At 62.8% G+C, this 20076-nt stretch carries 21 protein-coding genes; 13 read left to right on the top strand and 8 right to left on the bottom strand.

Going from position 1 to position 20076, the window contains the following annotated elements:
• Positions 1-428 precede the first annotated feature (428 nt).
• The 6 genes from JQ567_RS32385 (at position 429) to JQ567_RS32360 (ending at position 5862) form a co-directional block, all read left to right on the top strand.
• Entirely contained in the window at positions 429-1208 is a 780-nt protein-coding gene (locus JQ567_RS32385; RefSeq protein WP_212442578.1) for an HpcH/HpaI aldolase/citrate lyase family protein, read from the top strand.
• Between the two features lie 68 nt (positions 1209-1276).
• A complete protein-coding gene (locus tag JQ567_RS32380; protein ID WP_192734152.1) occupies positions 1277-1663 on the top strand; it encodes a cupin domain-containing protein in 387 nt (128 codons plus the stop codon).
• Positions 1664-1890: 227 nt separating this feature from the next.
• Complete coding sequence (locus JQ567_RS32375; RefSeq protein WP_212442577.1) at positions 1891-2670, top strand: acyltransferase; 780 nt, start codon at positions 1891-1893, stop codon at positions 2668-2670.
• A gap of 238 nt (positions 2671-2908) precedes the next feature.
• Entirely contained in the window at positions 2909-3526 is a 618-nt protein-coding gene (gene rpsD, locus JQ567_RS32370) for a 30S ribosomal protein S4 (protein WP_192734154.1), read from the top strand.
• 75 nt (positions 3527-3601) lie between these two features.
• Entirely contained in the window at positions 3602-4747 is a 1146-nt protein-coding gene (locus JQ567_RS32365) for an alpha-hydroxy acid oxidase (protein WP_212442576.1), read from the top strand.
• 44 nt (positions 4748-4791) lie between these two features.
• Positions 4792-5862 (top strand): low specificity L-threonine aldolase, encoded by a 1071-nt coding sequence (locus JQ567_RS32360; protein ID WP_212442575.1) that lies wholly within the window; start codon positions 4792-4794, stop codon positions 5860-5862.
• A gap of 3 nt (positions 5863-5865) precedes the next feature.
• On the opposite strand, the gene JQ567_RS32355 is transcribed toward JQ567_RS32360, so the two are convergent.
• The 4 genes from JQ567_RS32355 to grxD are packed head-to-tail and all read right to left on the bottom strand — an operon-like array spanning position 5866 to position 9357.
• On the bottom strand, positions 5866-7137 hold the full coding sequence (locus JQ567_RS32355; protein ID WP_409363646.1) for a serine hydrolase domain-containing protein: 1272 nt from the start codon (positions 7135-7137) through the stop codon (positions 5866-5868).
• 4 nt (positions 7138-7141) lie between these two features.
• Positions 7142-8425, bottom strand: coding sequence for a serine hydrolase (locus tag JQ567_RS32350; protein WP_212442574.1), 1284 nt, complete (start codon positions 8423-8425; stop codon positions 7142-7144).
• Positions 8426-8470: 45 nt separating this feature from the next.
• Positions 8471-9022: an O-acetyl-ADP-ribose deacetylase gene (locus JQ567_RS32345; RefSeq protein ID WP_212442582.1), complete on the bottom strand. Its 552-nt coding sequence runs from the start codon at positions 9020-9022 to the stop codon at positions 8471-8473.
• Complete coding sequence (gene grxD, locus JQ567_RS32340; RefSeq protein WP_212264390.1) at positions 9019-9357, bottom strand: Grx4 family monothiol glutaredoxin; 339 nt, start codon at positions 9355-9357, stop codon at positions 9019-9021. Before grxD ends, JQ567_RS32345 begins: the two co-directional genes overlap by 4 nt.
• A 301-nt stretch (positions 9358-9658) precedes the next feature.
• Here grxD and egtB point away from each other — a divergent pair, with 301 nt between their 5' ends.
• Complete coding sequence (gene egtB, locus JQ567_RS32335) at positions 9659-10909, top strand: ergothioneine biosynthesis protein EgtB (protein WP_212442573.1); 1251 nt, start codon at positions 9659-9661, stop codon at positions 10907-10909.
• A gap of 103 nt (positions 10910-11012) precedes the next feature.
• The gene (gene egtD, locus JQ567_RS32330) at positions 11013-11984 is read left to right on the top strand and encodes an L-histidine N(alpha)-methyltransferase (RefSeq protein ID WP_212442572.1); all 972 of its coding nucleotides are present in this window, start codon (positions 11013-11015) and stop codon (positions 11982-11984) included.
• 4 nt (positions 11985-11988) lie between these two features.
• On the opposite strand, the gene JQ567_RS32325 is transcribed toward egtD, so the two are convergent.
• Positions 11989-12288 carry a hypothetical protein gene (locus tag JQ567_RS32325; RefSeq protein WP_212035102.1) on the bottom strand — a complete coding sequence of 100 codons (300 nt, stop codon included), beginning with the start codon at positions 12286-12288 and terminating at the stop codon, positions 11989-11991.
• A gap of 282 nt (positions 12289-12570) precedes the next feature.
• On the opposite strand from JQ567_RS32325, the gene JQ567_RS32320 reads away from it, so the two are divergent.
• Entirely contained in the window at positions 12571-12762 is a 192-nt protein-coding gene (locus tag JQ567_RS32320; protein ID WP_212442571.1) for a hypothetical protein, read from the top strand.
• A 53-nt stretch (positions 12763-12815) separates the two neighbouring features.
• Here JQ567_RS32320 and JQ567_RS32315 read toward each other — a convergent pair whose 3' ends face one another.
• Together JQ567_RS32315 and JQ567_RS32310 are read right to left on the bottom strand one after the other, a co-directional pair.
• Positions 12816-13994 carry a low temperature requirement protein A gene (locus JQ567_RS32315; protein WP_212442570.1) on the bottom strand — a complete coding sequence of 393 codons (1179 nt, stop codon included), beginning with the start codon at positions 13992-13994 and terminating at the stop codon, positions 12816-12818.
• Positions 13995-14015: 21 nt separating this feature from the next.
• A complete protein-coding gene (locus JQ567_RS32310) occupies positions 14016-14252 on the bottom strand; it encodes a BolA family protein (protein WP_057838868.1) in 237 nt (78 codons plus the stop codon).
• Between the two features lie 184 nt (positions 14253-14436).
• Here JQ567_RS32310 and JQ567_RS32305 point away from each other — a divergent pair, with 184 nt between their 5' ends.
• Both JQ567_RS32305 and JQ567_RS32300 read left to right on the top strand, forming a co-directional pair.
• On the top strand, positions 14437-14796 hold the full coding sequence (locus JQ567_RS32305; RefSeq protein WP_212204535.1) for a DUF427 domain-containing protein: 360 nt from the start codon (positions 14437-14439) through the stop codon (positions 14794-14796).
• Between the two features lie 223 nt (positions 14797-15019).
• Entirely contained in the window at positions 15020-16201 is a 1182-nt protein-coding gene (locus JQ567_RS32300; RefSeq protein WP_212442569.1) for an acyltransferase, read from the top strand.
• Positions 16202-16284: 83 nt separating this feature from the next.
• Here the strand turns inward: JQ567_RS32300 and purL are convergent, their stop codons facing one another.
• The gene (purL, locus tag JQ567_RS32295; protein ID WP_212442568.1) at positions 16285-18492 is read right to left on the bottom strand and encodes a phosphoribosylformylglycinamidine synthase subunit PurL; all 2208 of its coding nucleotides are present in this window, start codon (positions 18490-18492) and stop codon (positions 16285-16287) included.
• Between the two features lie 159 nt (positions 18493-18651).
• On the opposite strand from purL, the gene JQ567_RS32290 reads away from it, so the two are divergent.
• Positions 18652-19140, top strand: coding sequence for a PaaI family thioesterase (locus JQ567_RS32290; protein WP_212442567.1), 489 nt, complete (start codon positions 18652-18654; stop codon positions 19138-19140).
• A complete protein-coding gene (locus JQ567_RS32285; protein ID WP_212442566.1) occupies positions 19130-20062 on the top strand; it encodes a DMT family transporter in 933 nt (310 codons plus the stop codon). The genes JQ567_RS32290 and JQ567_RS32285 overlap by 11 nt, the downstream gene beginning before the upstream one ends.
• Positions 20063-20076: the final 14 nt, after the last annotated feature.

Below are 20076 nucleotides of genomic sequence, written 5' to 3'. Positions count from 1 at the left end.
GCCAAAAGCTGATCAGGAGCGACGGTGGCAAGAAAGCCCGTTCACCGGGGAGATCGCGTTATAAGCCGTAAAGCCATTGCGCAGGGAAGGCCGGGTGTTCTCCGCTGCCCTGTATGCTCGTGTGCAGCCTACCAAGTGCAAATCGCACACGAGACCGCGGGTGCAGCGCGCACCCGGTCTTCCCTGCGCCCTCATTCTATAGGGCGAACGATTTGCAAACTTCGGGCGCATCGCGCCGCGAGAGTGCGAAGGCATGCCTATCCTCCGTCATTGCGAGCGAAGCGAAGCAATCCATCTCACCGCGCCAACGGAGAGATGGATTGCTTCGTCGCTTCGCTCCTCGCAGGGCGCATTGGAGTTGTACCCCGCGTTTGCTACACCGTCATTCTCGGCACCCTGACCTGAACCAGCCCAACGGAAATTTTCAATTGACCTCCGCCTCCCTCACGCCGCTCAACCGTCTCCGTCAGCAATGGCGCGAGAAGCGCCCGACCTTCGGCGCCATCGCGACCATCCCCTCGATCCAGACGGTGCAGATCATGGCCCGCACCGGGATCGACTGGATCATCGTCGATCTCGAACACGGCCCGATCGATCTCGGCTCCGCGCATGCGATGATCACAGCCACTTCAGGCACGCCCTGCGTGCCGATGGTGCGGATCGCGGCCAACGAGCCGCATTTGGCAAAGGCGCCGATGGACATCGGCGCGCTCGGAATCAATTTCCCGATGATCTGCAGCGCGGCGGATGCCGAAAAAGCGGTGCGCAGCGTGCGCTATCCGCCGAAGGGTGACCGGCTGTGGGGGCCGTTTCATGCGCCGTTCCGCTGGGGCGTGTCGATGCCGGACTACATGGCGACCGCCGACGATGACATGATCTGCATGATCACCATCGAACATGTCGAGGCGGTCAACCGCATCGACGAGATCATGGCAACACCAGGCATCGACCTTGCGGTGATCGGCCCCGGCGACCTTGCGACTTCCATCAACAAGCGGGGCCTGCCTGATGATCCCCAGGTGGTCGCGCTGATGCAGCGCGCCGAGGAAGGCATCCTCAAGAGCGGCGTGCCGATCGGCGGCGTCGCGCGATCCGCCGAACAGGCCAACAAGATGATCGAGCGCGGGTATGTGGCGCTCGCGCTCGGCTTCGACTGGTCGCTGTTTCAGCGCGGCATCGCCGCGAGTTTTGAAGGGATCAGGCGTTAGTTGCGCCCGCCCTACTTTGCCCGCGGTGGTGTCGCTGCTAGTCTTTTCCGACAGGGAGAACAAACATCATGATCAGGAAAATTCTGCTCGGACTGACCGTCATTGCCTTCGCCGGCGCCGGGGTCGCGATTGCCCAGCAAAGCGGCATCAAGCGCACCCCGCTGCAAAAACTCGATTTCCCGCCCGGCTACAACACCGTCACCGCGATTGCGGAAGTGCCTGCCGGCGGCGCGGCCGGCCGCCATACCCATCCCGGTGCCGAGACCGGCTATGTGCTCGAGGGCGAGCTTGAGCTCATCATCGACGGCAAGCCGCCCGTGAAGATCAAGGCCGGGGAATCCTACCAGATCCCGGAGGGCGCCGTTCACGACGCCAAGGCCGGCGACAAGCCCTTCAAAGTGCTTGGGGTTTACGTCGTCAAGGCGGGCGAACCATTGGCCAAACCAGCGCCATAAGGCTGTAGCGTTTTCCAGCGAAGCATGCCCTCGGACTTGATCCGTGGGTGGACCCGGTTCGCATCAAGAAAACGCGTCAAAATAAGGACCCAGAGCCCCGTTTCGATGCAATCGAAACGGAAAGGCTCTGGCGTCAAACCGGCCGGTTCGTGCTACATCAGGGCACTGGCGGGTCGTCGGGCTCGTCGGTTTTTCTGATTTGTTGATTGCGGGAACTTGAGCGGAGCATGCGCGGAACGGTTCGAAAAATAACATTGCCGCGCCGTCTCGTCGCTGACCTCATGCATGCGTCGAACAACGTGCCGTTTGTCTCGCTGGCGCGGCCGCTCAATATCCGTGGCCTGCTGGAGGCCCGCGCGCAGGCCGCCGTGCGGCCGGGCTGGGCGGCGATCTTCGTCAAGGCGTTCGCGCTGGTCGCCAAGGAGCAACCGGTACTGCGCACGCTCTACGTCAAATGGCCAACGCCCGCCTTCTACGAACTGCCGCGCAGCGTTGCGATGGTGGCGATCGCGCGCGTCGAAGACGGCCAGGATTGCGTGCTGCCGCAAAAGGTCACCGCCCCCGATGAAATGTCGCTCGCGGACGTCGATGCGATGATCCGGCATGCCAAGGAGGCGCCGATCGAACAGGTGCCGGCGTTCCGGAAAATCCTGCGCACGACGCGGCTGCCGCTGCCGCTGCGCCGGCTGTTCTGGGCGATCGGGCTCAATTTCGGCCGCCAGCGCGCCAATTATTTCGGCAGTTTCGGGGTGACGTCCGTGGCCGCCTATGGCGCCGGCCAGCTCCACGCCCTGAGCCCGGGCCCGTTCGTCCTGAGCTACGGGGTCGAGAAACCGGACCAGACGATCGACGTCGTGCTGCGCTGGGACCACCGGATTACCGATGCCGCCCTGATCGCGAAGGTGCTGAATCGGCTGGAACAGGTGCTGAACACCGAAATCGCGGGCGAATTGCGCTCGAATCGGCAGCAAACCGAGCCAAAAGCGGTCCGGGCGGTCGCGACTTGACGGGCTCCGGCCGTCATCCCGGGGTGCGAAGCGAACCCGGAATGACCGTCCCTTCTCATTGACAGAACGGCGCTTTCTCCCTAATAACCCGCTTGCTCGCGGGCCGGTTTCGGCCCGCGTTGCGTTTCGCGACCCGTGGTTCTCCTTGAAGCTTTCGAGGCGGACCTGTCGGCACCGGGAAGTTCCCGGCGCACAGGAGGGCGCGTCTCCTCAAAACTCAAACCTATCAGAGGACGCGATGACTAAGCGCAGTGAGGCGAAATACAAGATCGATCGCCGTATGGGCCAGAATATCTGGGGCCGCCCCAAGAGCCCCGTGAACCGCCGTGAATACGGCCCCGGCCAGCACGGCCAGCGCCGCAAGGGCAAGCTGTCCGACTTCGGCGTGCAGCTCCGCGCCAAGCAGAAGCTCAAGGGCTATTACGCCAACATTTCCGAGCGCCAGTTCCACGGCATCTATGTCGAAGCCGGCCGGATGAAGGGCGACACCGGTGAAAACCTGATCGGCCTCCTCGAGCGCCGCCTCGACACCGTGGTCTATCGCGCCAAGTTCGTCGCCACCATGTTCGCCGCGCGCCAGTTCATCAACCACGGCCACATCAAGGTGAACGGCCGCCGCGTCAACATTTCGAGCTACAAGGTCAAGCCCGGCGACGTCGTCGAGATCAAGGAATCCTCGAGGCAGCTCACCCCGGTGCTGGAAGCCGTCCAGCTCGGCGAGCGCGACGTGCCCGACTTCATCGAGGCCGATCACTCCAAGATGACGGCGAAGTTCACCCGCATCCCGGCGCTGTCGGACGTGCCGTTCGCGGTGCAGATGGAGCCCCATCTGATCGTCGAATTCTATTCGCGCTGATCGGAACGCATTTTCGAGTTATTAAAGGCCCCGGGAAAACCGGGGCCTTTTTTCTGCCCCCGGCGGGAGCACCCCATGCGCCTGAACGACTGCTACAACTTCCATGATTTCCGCAAGCTGGCGCAACAGCGCTTGCCCGGCCCGATCTTCAATTACATCGACGGCGCCGCCGACGACGAGGCAACGCTGCGCCAGAATACCCAAAGCTTCGAGCGCTGCGATCTGGTCCCTAACGTCCTGCGCGGCGTGGAGGCCATCGACATGTCGGTGACCGTCATGGGCCAGAAACTGGCGATGCCGGTCTATTGCTCCCCGACCGCGCTGCAACGGCTGTTCCACCATACCGGCGAGCGCGCGGTGGCGGCCGCGGCCGCGAAGTACGGCACGATGTTCGGCGTATCCTCGCTCGGCACTGTCAGCCTCGAGGAATTGCGCAAGGCGCACGATACGCCGCAGGTCTATCAGTTCTATTTTCACCGCGATCGCGGGCTCAACCGCGCCATGATGCAACGCGCGAAGCAAGCCGGCGTCAACGTCATGATGCTGACGGTGGACAGCATCACCGGCGGCAACCGCGAACGCGATTTGCGTACCGGATTCTCGATTCCCTTCCGCCTGACGCTTGCCGGCATGGCCCAGTTCGCGATCAAGCCGATGTGGGGGATCAACTATCTCACCCATGAGGGCTTCAAACTGCCTCAGCTCGACGAGCACGTCGATATGAGCGGCGGCGCCATGTCGATCGGGCGCTACTTCACCGAAATGCTCGACCCTTCCATGACCTGGGACGACGTCGCCGAAATGGTGAAACTATGGAACGGACAATTCTGCCTGAAGGGCATCATGTCGGTGGCCGATGCCAAACGCGCCGTCGAGATCGGCTGCACCGGAATCATCCTGTCCAACCATGGCGGCCGGCAGCTCGACGGTTCGCGGGCAGCGTTCGATCAACTGGCTGAAATCGTCGATGCCGTCGGCGACCGGATCGACGTCATCATGGACGGCGGAATCCAGCGTGGCACCCATGTCCTGAAAGCATTGTCGCTGGGGGCCAAAGCGGTTGGCGTCGGCCGCTTCTATCTTTATCCTCTCGCGGCAGCCGGCCAGGCCGGCGTTGAGCGTGCGCTCGGCCTGATGCGGGCCGAGATCGAGCGCGACATGAAGCTGATGGGGTGCAGATCGATCGACCAGTTGTCACGCGAAAATCTACGCTTCAGATAATTCCCTCGTCTCCTCGCCGTCTTGCAACTACCGAGAGCCAGCCAATGACCTATTACACCCCTCCTCCGCGGGATCCCAAGGCAGCGCCGGTCCGTATCAACCTGCTGTCGGATACCCAGACCCGCCCTACACCGGCGATGCGCGAGGCCATGGCGCGGGCCGAGGTCGGTGACGAACAGATCGGTGACGATCCGACCGTCAATCTGCTCTGCGAACGCGTCGCCGACCTGCTCGGCAAGGAAGCGGCGGTGTTCATGCCGTCGGGCACCATGTGCAACGTCGCGGCGACCTTGTCCTGGTGCCGGCCGGGCGACGAGATCCTGGCGCATGTCAGCGCGCACATCATCGCCCGCGAAGGCGGTGCGCATGCCGCCCTCGGCGGCTTCCAGATCACCCCGCTGCCGGGCGACGACGGGCAATTCTCGCCGGAGACGTTTCGTGCCGCGCTTCACCCACGCTCGCGCTACCAGCCGCCGCAAACCGTCGTCAGCGTCGAACAGACCGCCAATATCGGCGGCGGCACGATTTGGAAGAAGGCCGCGCTGGATGAAGTCGTCGAGATCGCCAAGGCCAACGGGCTCGTCACCCATATGGACGGTGCGCGGCTCTTGAACGCCTGCGTCGCGTCAGGCATTTCCGCGCGCGACATGGCTGCGGGCTGGGATTCGGCCTGGATCGATTTCTCCAAAGGCCTCGGTGCGCCGGTCGGCGGCGCCATCGCGGGCTCGCGCGATTTCATCGACAATGTCTGGCGCTGGAAGCAGCGGCTCGGCGGCTCGATGCGGCAGGCCGGCATTTGCGCAGCGGCCTGCGTCTATGCGCTCGACCATCACGTCGACCGCCTCGCCGACGATCACGCCAACGCGCGGGCGCTGGCGCGCGGGCTCTCGCAGATCGATGGCGTCGAGGTGCAGCAGCCGGAAACCAACCTCGTGTTCTTCAAGCCTGACGGTGCCGGCATCCCGGGCGACAAGATGATCGAGGCTCTGCGCAAGCGCGGCGTGCTGCTCGCGATGATGGACGGCAGGATCCGCGCCTGCACCCATCTCGATGTGACGGCCGCGATGATCGAGGAGACGGTCGGTTTCGTGCGCGAGATCGTGCGCGGGGGTTGACGCTCATCTCCCCAACGCCTGATAGATCAGCGTCTTCAATGCAAGCTGAATCCGTCCGCGCTGCGATGGCGTCTGCACCATGAAGATCGCGAACATATCGTCCCTGGGATCGATGAAGAAGAACGTGCCCGCGACGCCATCCCAACGGTACTCGCTCAGTGGCCATGACGTATTCGGCGGCACCGACGTGCGTACTGCAAAGCCAAGCCCGAAGCCGCTCGTTTCGCCGGGGTAGTAAGCGTAGTCGCGCGCGATTTTGGTTTCCGCGCCGATGTGGTCGGACGTCATGAGCGCGATCGTCTCGGGCCTGAGGTAGCGACGGCCTTCGAAAGTGCCGCCGTTCAGCAGCATCTGGGCGAAACGGGCGTAGTCGCCGATGGTACCCACCATGCCGCCGCCGCCGGACTCCATCCTCCTCGGCTCCATCGGATCCCGAACGTTGGTGACCGGGCTGATCGCGCGATCCCTCGGCATCGGCTCGGCAATGCGTGGCCGCATCGCCGGATCGGCGACGACAAACGCCGTCTCGTTCATCCCGAGCGGACCGAGCAAGCGTTCCCTTTCGAATTCAAGCAGGGATTTTCCCGACGCCACCTCGATCACGCGACCGAGTACGTCGGTGGAATAGCCGTAGTCCCATCGCGTGCCTGGCTGCTCGACCAGCGGCAGTTTTGCGACTTGCTCGGCAAACTCGGCATTGGTCAGGTTGCGGCGGATGAGACCTGCCTCGGCGTAGCGGGCGCGTACGAGACCTCCTCCCATGTACCCGTAAGGCAGGCCGGAGGTATGGCGCAGCAAATCGGTGATCGTAATCGGCCGTTCGAGCGGCTCCTCTACCAGCGTCAGCGTACCGTCGTCGGCGCGCTTCTCGACACCGACTTTGGTCGTCGCAAAGGCCGGGATGTATTTCGAGACGGGATCGTCGAGCCTCAATTTACCGTCCTCGACCAGCATCATCGCCGCCACCGAGGTGATCGGCTTCGACATCGAATAGAGGCGGAAGATGGTATCGGTGCTCATCGGCAGTTTGGTCGCGACGTCGCGGACGCCGAAGCTCTCGCAATAGACCGGCTTGCCGTGCTGCTGAATCAGCAGGATCGCACCGGGGATTTTTCCGGTCGCGATTTCGTTGCGGATATAGTCGCCGACGCGCGTCAGGCCTACGCGCGAAAAGCTTCCCGCGCCCGGCGCAGGCTCGCTGGCACGCACGACATGCGACGAGACGAGGACGACGAATGCGGCCAGCGCCGCGACGAAAAGACCGCGGAGGCTCACGCCGTCAATTCTCCATCGCTTCGTAGACCAACTGCTTGAGGGTGCGCTGGACGCGCTGCCGTTCGGAGGGCGTCTGCTCCAGCAATACGAAGAACATTTCCTGCTTGCGGTCGATCACCATGTAGCAACCCGAGGCGCCGTCCCATTTCAGTTCACCGAGCGATCCCGGCGGCGGCGGCTTGGCGTTGCCGGGATCGGTGCGCACGGCAAACCCAAGCCCCATGCCGAAGCCGTCACCGGGAAAATAGAAATAGTCCCGCTCGACGCCGGAGCTCTTGCCGGCATGGTCCGATGCCATCAATTCGAACGTCTTCGGGCTGAGATAGGTCTTGCCTTCGAACGTCCCGCCATTGAGCAGCATTTGCGCAAAACGCGAAAAGTCCGACATGGTCGAAACCATGCCGCCGCTGGCGGATTCCCATTTCTGGCGAACCTCGGTCCGGTACTGGCGACCGACACGGAAATCACTGTCGTTTGGCACCGGCTGGGCGAGCCTTTGCAACCTCTCCGGTTCGGTGACGAAGAAGCCGGTGTCGGTCATGCCGAGCGGATCGAGCAGCTTTTCCTTCTCGATTGCGAGCAATGATTTGCCGGACACGATCTCCATGATCCGCGCCAGGATGTCGGTGGAATGGCCGTATTGCCAGAGCGCGCCCGGCTGGTTGTGCAGCGGCAGCTTGGCGATCCGTTCGGCGAACTCGGCGAGGTCGAAATCGCCCGCGTAGAGGTTGGCTTCCTTGTAAGCCTTGCGCACCAGACTGTCGCCATAGAAGCCATAGGTGATGCCGGAGGTGTGACGCATCAGGTCGAGAATGGTGATGGGCCGGTTCATCGCCACCAGTTCGAGCGTCCTGTTGCCGTCCTCAGCCTTTTTCTCCACGCCGACCTTCATGTTTGCGAAGGACGGAATGTATTTCGAGACGGGATCATCGAGCTTGATCTTGCCGTCCTGGATCAGCTGCATCGCCACGACCGATGTGATCGCCTTGGTCAGCGACGACAGGCGGAAGATGGTCTTGTCCGTGATTGGCGCCTTGGAGACCACGTCCTGCACGCCGAAGGTCTGATGATAGACCGGCTTGCCGCGCTGCTGGATCAGGACGTTCGCGCCGGCGATCTTGCCGGTTGCCACCTCGTTCGCGAAGAACTCGCTGATCCTGGCCAGTTTTGCTTCATTGAAACGCGCCCCGGCGGGCATGTCGAAGGTGCCTTGAGCGCGGGCGAGCGGCGGCGCCCCCAGCATCAGCGCGCCAAAGGTGAGCACGCGCAGCACTTGACGAGAATTCATTGGACCCCCCCGAATTCGCCCGGGGAGTGTAGCGGCCGCGTGTCATCAGGCACAAGGGCTCCCGAAGGCAGCCAGCGCCGATTCATGCAGGCGGGCGCTATCCTCGGAGAAGCAGCAAAAAATCAGGCTGGTCATTTCAGGTGCCGTGGCCAGCGCATCGACCACGGTTGCGACCGCGATCCCGGCCGCGCGATCGGCTGGGAAGCGATAGATCCCGGTTGAGATCGCCGGAAAAGCCATGGAGGCAAGACCGTGCTTCCGGCAAAGTTCGATCGAGCGGCGATAGCACGAGGCGAGTAAATCGTCTTCACCAAGGTTACCGCCGTTCCAGACCGGTCCAACTGTGTGGATCACATGTTGGGCCTTGAGCCGGTAGCCCCGGGTGATTTTTGCATCGCCGGTCGCGCAACCATTCAGCGCGCGACACTCGACCAACAGCTCAGGTCCGGCCGCCCGATGGATCGCCCCATCGACGCCGCCCCCGCCGAGCAGGGACGAATTCGCGGCGTTGACGATGGCGTCAACGCGCAAGCTGGTGATGTCGGCAACGATGACTTCCAGCCGCGCCTTGCCGATCTGGCGCGCGGTCGAACTCAGGCTGAAGCCGCCGTGTTGACGGTGACGCCTTTGTCGGCCAGCAGCTGCTGCAGTTCACCGGCCTGGAACATCTCGCGGACGATGTCGCAGCCGCCAACGAACTCGCCCTTGACGTAGAGTTGCGGAATGGTCGGCCAGTTGGAGTAGGTTTTGATGCCGTCGCGCAGGTCGGCGGACTCCAGAACGTTCAGGCCCTTGTAGCCGACGCCCACGTGATCGAGGATCTGGACCACCTGCCCCGAAAAACCGCACTGCGGAAACTGCGGCGTTCCCTTCATGAACAGCACGACGTCGTTCGACTTCACTTCGTTGTCGATAAATTGCTCGATGCTCATATTCGCTTCCTTTTGGGGCACGGCCCCCTGCGGCTAAGCCTTGCGGGCCGGCTCGTCCGATTCAACCCGATCCTGCCCATATATGTAGCCCAAACCGTTGTGCATCCAAAGTAAAATGGCGAGTAGCTGGCATGCGCAACCTTGCCGCGGCGCCCAAAAGGCCGGGCGGCTCATAGTCTGATGGCATCAATATCATGGCGCCGGGAGGCTTTTTTCCCGGATGGGAACCCCTATCTAGGACGGACTGTCCGTCAGGAACCTGTCTGCCAGAGAAACGTTCTCTCCCGAACCGGAGCCACCAGTGACGAAATCAGTAGCCGCGGCCGCGTTAGCCACCCCCACCCCGTCACTCTTTTCCGATTCCGGCACCCTCGCCCATCGACTGGTCGACGCCTATCTCGCAGTCCGGGACGAGACCGAGCGCCGGGCCGCACCCCTGAGTCCCGAGGATCAGCTGATCCAGTCAATGCCGGACGCCAGCCCGGCAAAGTGGCACCGCGCCCATACCACCTGGTTTTTCGAGCAATTTCTGCTCGGCGAGCATTGCGAGGGCTATCGGGTTTTTCATCCCGACTACGCCTTCCTGTTCAACTCCTATTATGTCAGTGCCGGCCCCCGCCATGCCCGCCACCAGCGCGGTCACCTGACGCGCCCGAGCGCCGATGAAGTCACCGCCTATCGTCGCCATGTCGATGCCGCCGTCGTCAAATTCTTCCAGACCGCGCGCGAGGACGTCCTCAGCGCGCTGGTACCGCTGGTCGAGGTCGGCCTCAACCACGAGCAGCAGCATCAGGAATTGATGCTCACTGACATCCTGCACGCCTTCGCCCAGAACCCGATCCCGCCGGCCTATGATGCGGCGTGGCGCTTCCCTGCCCCGACACGGGGCGGTGACGAATGGATCGCCCTCAACGAAGGCATCCATACCGTCGGGCATACCGACGACAGTTTTCACTTCGACAATGAGAAGCCCGCCCACCGCGCGCTGGTCGGCCCGGTGAAACTCGCCTGCAACCTCGTCACCAACGCCGAATGGCTCGCCTTCATGAAGGACGGCGGCTACGCGACGGCGACGCCGTGGCTGATGGACGGTTTTGCCGCCGTGAACAACGAGCAATGGCAGGCGCCCGGCCATTGGCGCCAGGTTGGCGGCGAATGGAAGATCATGACGCTCGGCGGGTTGCAGCCGATCGATCCGTCCGCTCCGGTCAGCCATGTCAGTTATTACGAGGCGGATGCGTTCGCGCGCTGGAGCGGAAAGCATCTGCCGACCGAGATGGAATGGGAAGTCGCGGCACGTGCCGGCCTGTTGAACGATGCGTTCGGTATCGTTTGGCAGTGGACCCGCAGCTCCTACTCACCCTATCCCGGGTATCGCGCTATCGAAGGCGCGCTCGGCGAATACAACGGCAAGTTCATGGTCAACCAGCTGGTGCTGCGAGGGTCGTCGCTTGCAACTCCGGCCGGTCACAGCCGTATCACCTATCGTAACTTCTTTTACCCGCACCACCGCTGGCAGTTCACGGGATTGCGCCTTGCAGACTACGCCTGACCTTTCTCAAGCATGATCCGGAACGGCGACGACGCCTTTCCGAACCAGATCACGCCCAACCGATGATCAAAAGCGCGCCGGGAAGCGCGTTCAGGAGAGTATCATGAATGTGCATGCCCCCGCTTTGGCCCACACGCACGAGTTCGATGAACAGACTACGGCGTTTGCGGAAGACGTAATCGGCAACCTCGCGCAGCATCCCAAGCGGCTGTCGCCGAAATATTTCTACGACGTCACGGGGTCGGAGCTGTTCGAACAGATCACGGTGCTGCCGGAATATTATCCGACCCGTACCGAACTTGGCATTCTGCGCGACCGCGGCGATGCGATTGCCGCGATCATCGCGAAAGGAGCGGCGCTGGTGGAATTCGGCGCCGGAGCCACCACGAAGGTGCGCCTGCTGCTGGAACGCAGCGACTTCGGCGCCTACGTCCCGGTTGATATATCCGGCGACTTCCTCAAGGCGCAGGCCGATGCCCTGCGCAAGGATTTCCCCGGTCTCAACGTCTATCCGGTGACCGCGGATTTCACTGCACCGTTCGCGCTGCCGGCCGAGATCGCCAATATGCCGAAGCTCGGCTTCTTTCCGGGATCGACGCTCGGCAATTTCGAGCCGAATGAAGCCAGCGCCTTCCTGCGCACCGCCCGCGAAATCCTCGGCGACGGCGCGCAGATGATCGTCGGCGTCGACCTCGAAAAAGATGAGCGCGTGCTCTATGACGCCTACAATGATTCAGCCGGCGTTACCGCGCGCTTCAATCTCAATGTGCTGGTGCGCATCAACCGCGAGCTCGGCGGCAATTTCGATCTCTCCGCCTTCACCCACCGCTCGATCTACAATCGCGACCGCCATCGCATCGAGATGCATCTGATCAGCCGCAAGGCGCAGAACGTGCGCGTGCTCGGGCACAATTTCTCGTTCCGCCCCGGCGAGAGCATCCACACCGAGAACAGCTACAAATACAGTTTCGAGCGCTTCACCGCGCTGGCGCGTGGCGCGGGCTGGAAGGTGCGGGAGTCCTGGACCGACAAGAACAGGATGTTCTCGGTGCACGCGCTGGCGGCCTTGGACTGAGCCCTCACGTTTTCGCCCCGGACTTGCCGCGCGCCGACCGCGGCTTGCGCGTGGGTATGATCCGTGGCGAAGGCATCATCCAATGATCGGACAATCGCTCGGCGCCGAGCAGCCAGCCGTGAATGATCCGCCATTTGTCTTGCCCTCGAGATTGGAAATCCAATAGCGGCGACCCGTCGTCCTGCAGCTCGTAGAAGAATCGCAGCGAGTCCTTGCCGGTGGGTCCGCCAGGATCGATCGCCTGCGTCAGTATCCAGTCATCCCACTGCTGGAGTATCAGGGCACGTGCTTCGCTTTGTTTCATCGGCGCGCGTTCTCGGCCACGGGCATGCCGTGGGGACTGAGTTGACCGCGCTGGTCAGATTGTACTTGCGAACAAGGTGGCAGCGCCGCCGCGCATCAGCCCCTTCGTCGTCTCGTATGAAAGCAAATGCTTAACAAATTTGCAATTTCGTCATTCTGCGCCAGCAATTCGCTGCAGCAGCGCTGTCGTTTCCCCTTCGAAATGTCCAAATTTTGACGCCGACTCAGCCAATCCTGCTCCGACGACTTGGCTGGGGTTGAGTTCGTGCCAGGGGATCTAATTATGGGGAATGCGTATCCGACGTCCAGGAGCCAGAAGCACCGCTTCGGACCTTTATCGGCGCAAGTCGATGAGGGACCCGATTCCGACGCGAGCGCCGCGCTGGCGTCGCTGATCGAGGAAAATGTCAGGCTTCGTGCCCTTGTGGTCCAGTTGTCCGACCTCGTTCTGAAGAACCTCGTCGCCCAGAAGTAGCGCTTGCAGTTCGCGATGGCGTGCCGCTTACGCGACCGGCACGCACGGATTGTCTACTCGGGCGTGTCGGACCTGAGCGAGATCGATTCCCACACCGCGACCACCACCATGATCGCGGTCGTGAGCAGCGAGAGCCATAGCGGCGACAGGTCGTGCGCGAACCAGGCCAGCCCGCACAGCACGATGATACCGACACCGTGCGAGAGCTGCAGAAAGCCGCGAAAACTGTGCTTGAACAGGATCGTCCCGATCAGGAACAGCAGCGGTCCGCCGGTCGCGCTCAGCACCGTCCTGAGATCGGAATGACCGCCCGGGTGCTTCAGCACGAGTTCGTCGGCCACTGCCGTGACGATAATCCCCGCCACGATCGGCATGTGCAGGTAAGTATAGGCGAGCCTCGCCAGCCGCCCCGGTTCGCTCGATTTTGAAATCTGCTCGGATCCCGCTTCGGCGCCCTTGTTGAAGTAGATCCACCACATCGCCAGGGTGCCGACAAAGGCTGACACGAAGGCCGTAACGTTTTCGATCGTCCAGGTCAGCTCGGCAAACGTAGCACCCGTCACGATGATGGATTCGCCGAGCGCGATGATGATGAACCCCGCGCAGCGTTCGGCCATGTGGCCGCCCTCGATCACCCAATCGGCAACTGAAGACGCGCCGTACCGGGGTATCCAGAACCGCACCGCCGGCGACAGATATTCGATGACAAGCGCGATCCCCCACAGCACCAGCCGGGTTTCGCCCTTCGCAAATCCACCCGCGATCCAGAACACCGCCGACAGCGCCAGCCATGACGTGATGCGGATCGCATTCATCCGCGCCAGTGGACGCGACGGTGGCGTCGCGACCCACAGGAACACGGTCTTGCCGACCTGCATCGCGGCATAGGCCAACGCGAACCACATCCCGCGGTCGTCAAACGCCTTCGGAATCGAGGTCGAGAGCACGAGCCCGCCGAGCGTCAGCGCAAACAGCAGCAGCCGGACCGGGGTCTTTTCGGGATTGAGCCAGTTGGTGATCCAGGAGGTGTAGACCCACACCCACCAGACCGCGAGGAAGAGCATCGTGACCTGCAGCGCGCCCAACGGCGTGAAATGGCCGAGCAGGCTGTGCGAGATCTGTGTGACCGCAAAGACGAAGACGAGGTCGAAGAACAGCTCGGCGTAAGTCACCCGGCTGTGCTGGTGCGGCACGATCGGTCGGAACAGCGCGCCGTGTGCATCCGCCGCCATTGGCGCGCCTCCGAGGTTCGGTCAGCCTTCGGGCACCCCGGTTTGCAGCGCCAGCGCGTGCAGCACGCCGCCCATCTGCCCCTTGAGCGACTGGTAGACGATCTGGTGTTGCTGGACCCTCGACTTGCCGCGGAAGGACTCAGAAATCACGGTCGCGGCGTAGTGATCGCCGTCGCCGGCCAGATCGCGGATCGTCACCTCGGCATCGGGTATGGCTGCCTTGATCATCGATTCGATATCGTGGGCGTCCATCGGCATTCCAGCATGTCTCCGTCAGATGTTGCGAATCACGGCCAGCTCTCGCGACCGTGACGGCCAAACCTAGCGCGTACGCCCTTCTAGGTCATCCTGCCCGGCACTATATCCCGGGTTCAAACGTTTTAAACCATTCAGGTTGAGGCGTCCGGTCACATCCGGCTGACCCAAAAAGAGGCCAAGAACCATGAAACTTCCCGGTCCCGACCATCCGATCACGATTGCGGCCAATCCCAAGCGCGTCCGGGTTTCGGCCGGCGGCGTGGTCATCGCCGACACCACCCAGGCCCTCACTCTCAAGGAGGCGCGCTATCCGGCGGTGCAATATGTGCCGCGCAGCGACGTCAATATGGCGCTGTTGGCCCGCACCGAGCGGACCACGCATTGTCCCTACAAGGGGGACGCGAACTATTTCAGCATCAACGCCGACGGCAAGACACTGGAGAATTCGATCTGGACCTATGAGACGCCGTTCCCGGCGATGGCAGAGATCGCCGGCCATCTGGCGTTCTATCCGGATAAAGTGAAGATCGAGGAAGTGGCCTGAGGGCCTGATCCGCCGGCCAAGGCGCTGACGGCTGGATCGTCAGGCGCGAAGCCGCGCTTCGCGCTTTTTGCCATGCGGCGAAATTCCGAATCGTGTTCAGTCGCATGTCGCGACATTTTTATCGAATGAACGACGATGCCGCGCCGTGGGGCTTGATGATTCGCCTTGCTGATCGGGTTCCCGGCTGCAACATTCCGGACAAACAGCGGCTGGGGAGGCGCGCATGACATCGATTTCCACCGTGGGGCATGCCGACGCCCACGCGGTGCCAAAAACCAAATCGCGAAACCTTTCGCTCGATCGCGCCCGTACCTTCCTGACGCTGGTGGTGCTGCTGCACCACGCCGTCATCCCGTATACTTACTACGGTCACACCGACCCGAAGTCATTCTTCGGCTTCGACATGATCGTGCTCGCCACCGACAGTTTCTTCATGGCGATGTTCTTTTTCCTGTCTGGCCTGTTCGCATGGTCCGGCATTGCGCGAAAGGGACCGCTGAATTACTTGCAGGATCGCCTGTTTCGGCTTGCCCTGCCATTCGCGATCTGCGCGCTGACCGTCATTCCGATCGCCTACTACGCCATTTCCCTGCGTCAGCATCCCGAGGTCAGCTTCGCTTCATTCTGGTGGAAAACCGTCACCGTCGGACCCTGGCCGAGCGGACCGATCTGGTTCCTTTGGGTCTTGCTCGGCTTCGACCTGGTTGCTTGCCTGCTGTATCGGCTGTCACCCAACCTTCTCGATCCGATCAACCGCCTCTCGCTGCACGGTCGCCGCCGGCCCGCGGTGTTCTTCGCGGTCATGCTTGCCGTCACCGCTGCGTTCTACATTCCCGGGCGGATTTACTACGGAGCAGGCAGCTGGTTCGAGTTCGGGCCGTTTTCCGTCCAGCACGGGCGCGTGATGCTCTACGCAACCTACTTCTTTTTCGGCGCCGGCATCGGCGTTGCGATGATGGATCGCGGGCTGCTCGCGGCTGACGGCCGGATGGCGAAGGTCAGCTGGGACTGGATGATCCTGGCGATCGTTCCGTATTACCTCATGTGGGTGCTGATCTCCATCAAGCGCGAAAACCTGGGAAATCCAGCAGACCTGCCCCACTGGTATGAAGGGGCCTATGCTGTCTGCTTCACTGTCTTCAGCGTGGCCATCCTGTTCCTGATCCTGGCCTATTTCCTGAGGTTCGCCAACTCCGGCAGGAGCGTACTCGATCCGATGCAGGGCGATGCCTACGGCATGTTCCTGGTGCACTATCCGATCGCGCTGTGGCTGCAGTATTGGCTGTTCGATTACAATATGCCTGCGACCGTGAAAGCCCCCATTGGCTTCGTATTAACGGTCGCGTTCAGTTGGGCGCTGACGCGCGCGCTGCGGCAGATTCCGGGGGCGAAACGGGTGTTGTGAGGGCCAGTAGCCCGGATGAGCGCAGCGATATCCGGGAACGGTGCATCCCGGATATCGCTTCGCTCATCCGGGCTACAATAAAATCAGGACGCCTTGCCGCTCATATAGGCCGGCAGCCAGCTTTCGAACGCCGTATTGAGCGAGGTCACCGCGACCGGTGCTTCACCGGCCACCGCGATCGCATCACCACCGGTGGAGCCGATCCGTGCGCAGGGCACACCGGCGCCCTTCATCTTCGCCAGCACCAGTCCGGCATCGGCCGCCGGCACCGTCACGATGTAGCGTGCCTGGTCTTCGCCGAACCAGTAGCCGTGCGGCACGATCGAGGCCGGCGCCGCCAACAGCTGCGCACCGACGCCGCTTGCAATCGCCATCTCGGCGAGCGCGACCAGAAGTCCGCCGTCGGAAACGTCATGCACCGCGGTTGCGGTGCCGGCGTGGATCATGCCGCGCACCACGTCGCCATTGCGCTTTTCGGCGGCGAGGTCCACCGGCGGCGGCGCGCCCTCTTCGCGGCCGCAGACATCGCGCAGATAGACGGACTGTCCGAGCCAGCCCTGCGTGTCGCCGATCAAGAGGATCGCCTCGCCTGCCGCCTTGAAGGCGAGCGTTGCTGACTTGGTGAAATCGTCGAGCAGCCCGACGCCGCCGATCGAGGGGGTCGGCAGGATGCCGCGGCCGTTGGTCTCGTTGTAGAGCGAGACGTTGCCGGACACGACCGGGAAGTCGAGCGAACGACAGGCTTCCGCAATGCCCTTCAGGCAGCCGACGAACTGGCCCATGATTTCGGGCCGTTCCGGATTGCCGAAATTGAGATTGTCGGTGATCGCGAGCGGCCGACCGCCGACCGCCGTGATGTTGCGCCAGGCCTCGGCCACCGCCTGCTTGCCGCCTTCGAACGGATCCGCTTCGCAATAGCGCGGCGTCACGTCGACGGTGAGCGCAAGCCCCTTCGGTCCGTCCTGTACCCGCACGACGGCGGCATCGCCACCCGGGCGCTGCACCGTATTGCCGAGGATGACGTGGTCGTACTGCTCCCAGACCCAGCGCCGCGAGCACAGCTCGGGCGTCGCTATCAGCTTTTCCAGTGCCGCCGAAATGCCGATCGGCGGCTTGACGTCCTGCGCGCGCACCACCGGCAACAATGCGGATGCGACATGCGGCCGGTCGTACAGCGGCGCCTCGTCGCCCAATTCCTTGATCGGCAAATCGGCCATGACGTCGCCGCCATGCTTCACCACGAAACGCTTGCTCGGCGTGGTATAGCCGACGACGGCAAAATCGAGCCCCCATTTGCGGAAGATCGCCTCGGCCTCTTGTTCCTTCTCGGGCTTCAGCACCATGAGCATGCGCTCCTGGCTTTCCGAGAGCATCATCTCATAGGCGCTCATGCCGGTTTCGCGCGTCGGCACGTTATCGAGGATGAGATCGACGCCGAGATCGCCCTTGGCGCCCATCTCGACCGCCGAACAGGTCAGCCCGGCCGCGCCCATGTCCTGGATCGCGATCACGCAACCTTTTTCCATGATTTCGAGGCAGGCTTCCAGCAGCAGCTTTTCGGCGAAGGGATCGCCGACCTGCACGGTCGGACGCTTCTCGGCGCTGTCATCGTCGAATTCGGCCGAGGCCATCGACGCGCCGTGAATGCCGTCGCGGCCGGTCTTGGATCCCAAATAGACGATTGGCATGTTCACGCCGGAAGCCGCCGCATAGAAGATCTTGTCGGTGTCGGCGAGGCCGACGGCCATCGCGTTGACCAGGATGTTGCCGTCATAGCGGGTGTGGAAACGCACCTGCCCGCCAACCGTCGGCACGCCGAACGAATTGCCATAACCGCCGACCCCGGCGACCACGCCCGACACCAAATGGCGGGTCTTGGGATGCTCGGGCGCGCCAAAGGAAAGCGCATTGAGGCACGCGATCGGGCGCGCGCCCATCGTGAAAACGTCACGCAAAATGCCGCCGACCCCGGTGGTCGCGCCCTGATAGGGCTCGATATAGCTCGGGTGGTTGTGGCTCTCCATCTTGAACACGACCGCCTGGCCGTCGCCGATGTCGATCACCCCGGCGTTTTCGCCCGGGCCCTGGATCACCCAGGGCGCCTTGGTCGGCAGCCCGCGCAGATGGATGCGCGAGGATTTGTACGAGCAGTGCTCGTTCCACATCGCGGAAAAAATCCCGAGTTCGGTGAAACTCGGCACCCGACCGATCAGCTTGAGGATGCGCTCATACTCGTCCGGCTTGAGACCATGGCTGGCGACGAGTTCGGGGGTGATCTGGGGCTCGTTCATGGGTCCCTTAATAGGAAGATCGGGGGGCTGGGAAAAGGCCTTTTAGGGCGCATTTCCGCCCTGTCCAGAGCTTTACGGCAGGCCGGCCGGGATCGGCGTTTGCACATCACGCCTGGATCGGATTTAAGGGCTCAAACCTGCAAAGGAAGGCCCAATTTCGTGAATGACCTCTCCAATACTGCATTCGTCAAACGTCCCGACCTGCACGTTGAAACCGAGGGCGAATTCGCCGGCTGGCGCACCTGGACCCGTGACAATTTCGAGACCCATAGCGGGCCGTTCTGGCACCGGGTGGAGGAAGACGGCCGGGTCCGCTGCGCCTTCCGGGTCGAGAAAAAACACCTCAACGGCCAGCGCAACGTCCATGGCGGCTGCTTCATGACGTTTGCGGATTACTGCCTGTTCGCGCTGGCCTCGCCGGTGCTGCAGGGGTCGGGCGTGACGGTGGCATTTGGCTGCGAATTCCTCGATGCGGCACACGAAGGCGAACTGGTCGAATGCGAGGGTGAGATCACCCGCGCCGGCGGCTCCCTGATCTTCCTGCGCGGGGTGCTGAAATCGGGCGAGCGGTCGCTGTTCACCTTTTCCGGAACCATCAAGCGGGTGAAGCGGAAGCCGCCGACGGACGCAGGCGCCGTTGCCACCTAGCATTCCCCCGGGGAAGCACAGCTGGCGCGATTATGCCCTGCTGCTGGCGCTGGCGTGCTGCTGGAGTTCGACCTATCCGCTGACCAAGATCGGCCTCGGCTCGATCCCGCCGATCACCTTCATCTCGGCCCGTTCGCTGATCGCCGCCGCATTCCTCCTCGTCATCCTGTACGCGCGCGGATTGCGGCTCCCGATCGATGCCAGGGCCTGGAAGCTGTTCGCCTTCCAGCAGAGCATCAACTCGACCATCCCGTTTTTGATGATCACCTGGGCGCAGCAATATGTGCCGGCATCGAGCGCCGTGGTGCTGGCCTCGACGACGCCTATTTTTGCCTTCCTGATCACCTGGGGCATCACGCGGCACGAGCCGGCGACGCTTCTGAAGCTGGCTGGCGCCATCCTCGGCCTCGCCGGAACGGCGGCGATCATCGGGCTCGACGCGCTCGGCGGTCTCAGCAAGGACGTATTCGCCGAAATCGTCATCCTTGTCGCCACCCTCTCCTTTGCCTGCGCCACCATCTTCGGGCTGCGGTTGACCGATTACGATCCGATGGTGGTGGCGGCGGGCTCACTGCTGTTCGGCGGCTTCGTGCTGCTGCCGGCATCGCTGATCGTCGATCACCCCTGGACCTTGCAGCCGACGGCGGAAGCCCTGGCGGCGACCGTCGCGATGGGCATCTTCTCGAGCGCGTTCGGGCTGATGCTGTTTTATATGTGCCTGAGCCGGCTCGGCACCCTCACCACCAACGCGCAAGGTTATCTGCGCATACCGATCGGCGTCGGCCTCTCGGTGCTGCTGCTCGGCGAATCCGTGCCGGCGAATCTCGCACTTGGACTGGTACTGGTGATGGCCGGCGTCGCCGCCATGACCATTCCCGGCGATCGCTATAGCAAGTGGATCGACCGGTTGCGCGGCCGGTAGAAGGCTGCGCTCGG

Source organism: Bradyrhizobium sp. AUGA SZCCT0431, from assembly GCF_018131065.1.
Lineage (GTDB): Bacteria > Pseudomonadota > Alphaproteobacteria > Rhizobiales > Xanthobacteraceae > Bradyrhizobium.
This window is presented reverse-complemented; position numbering and strand designations above follow the sequence as displayed.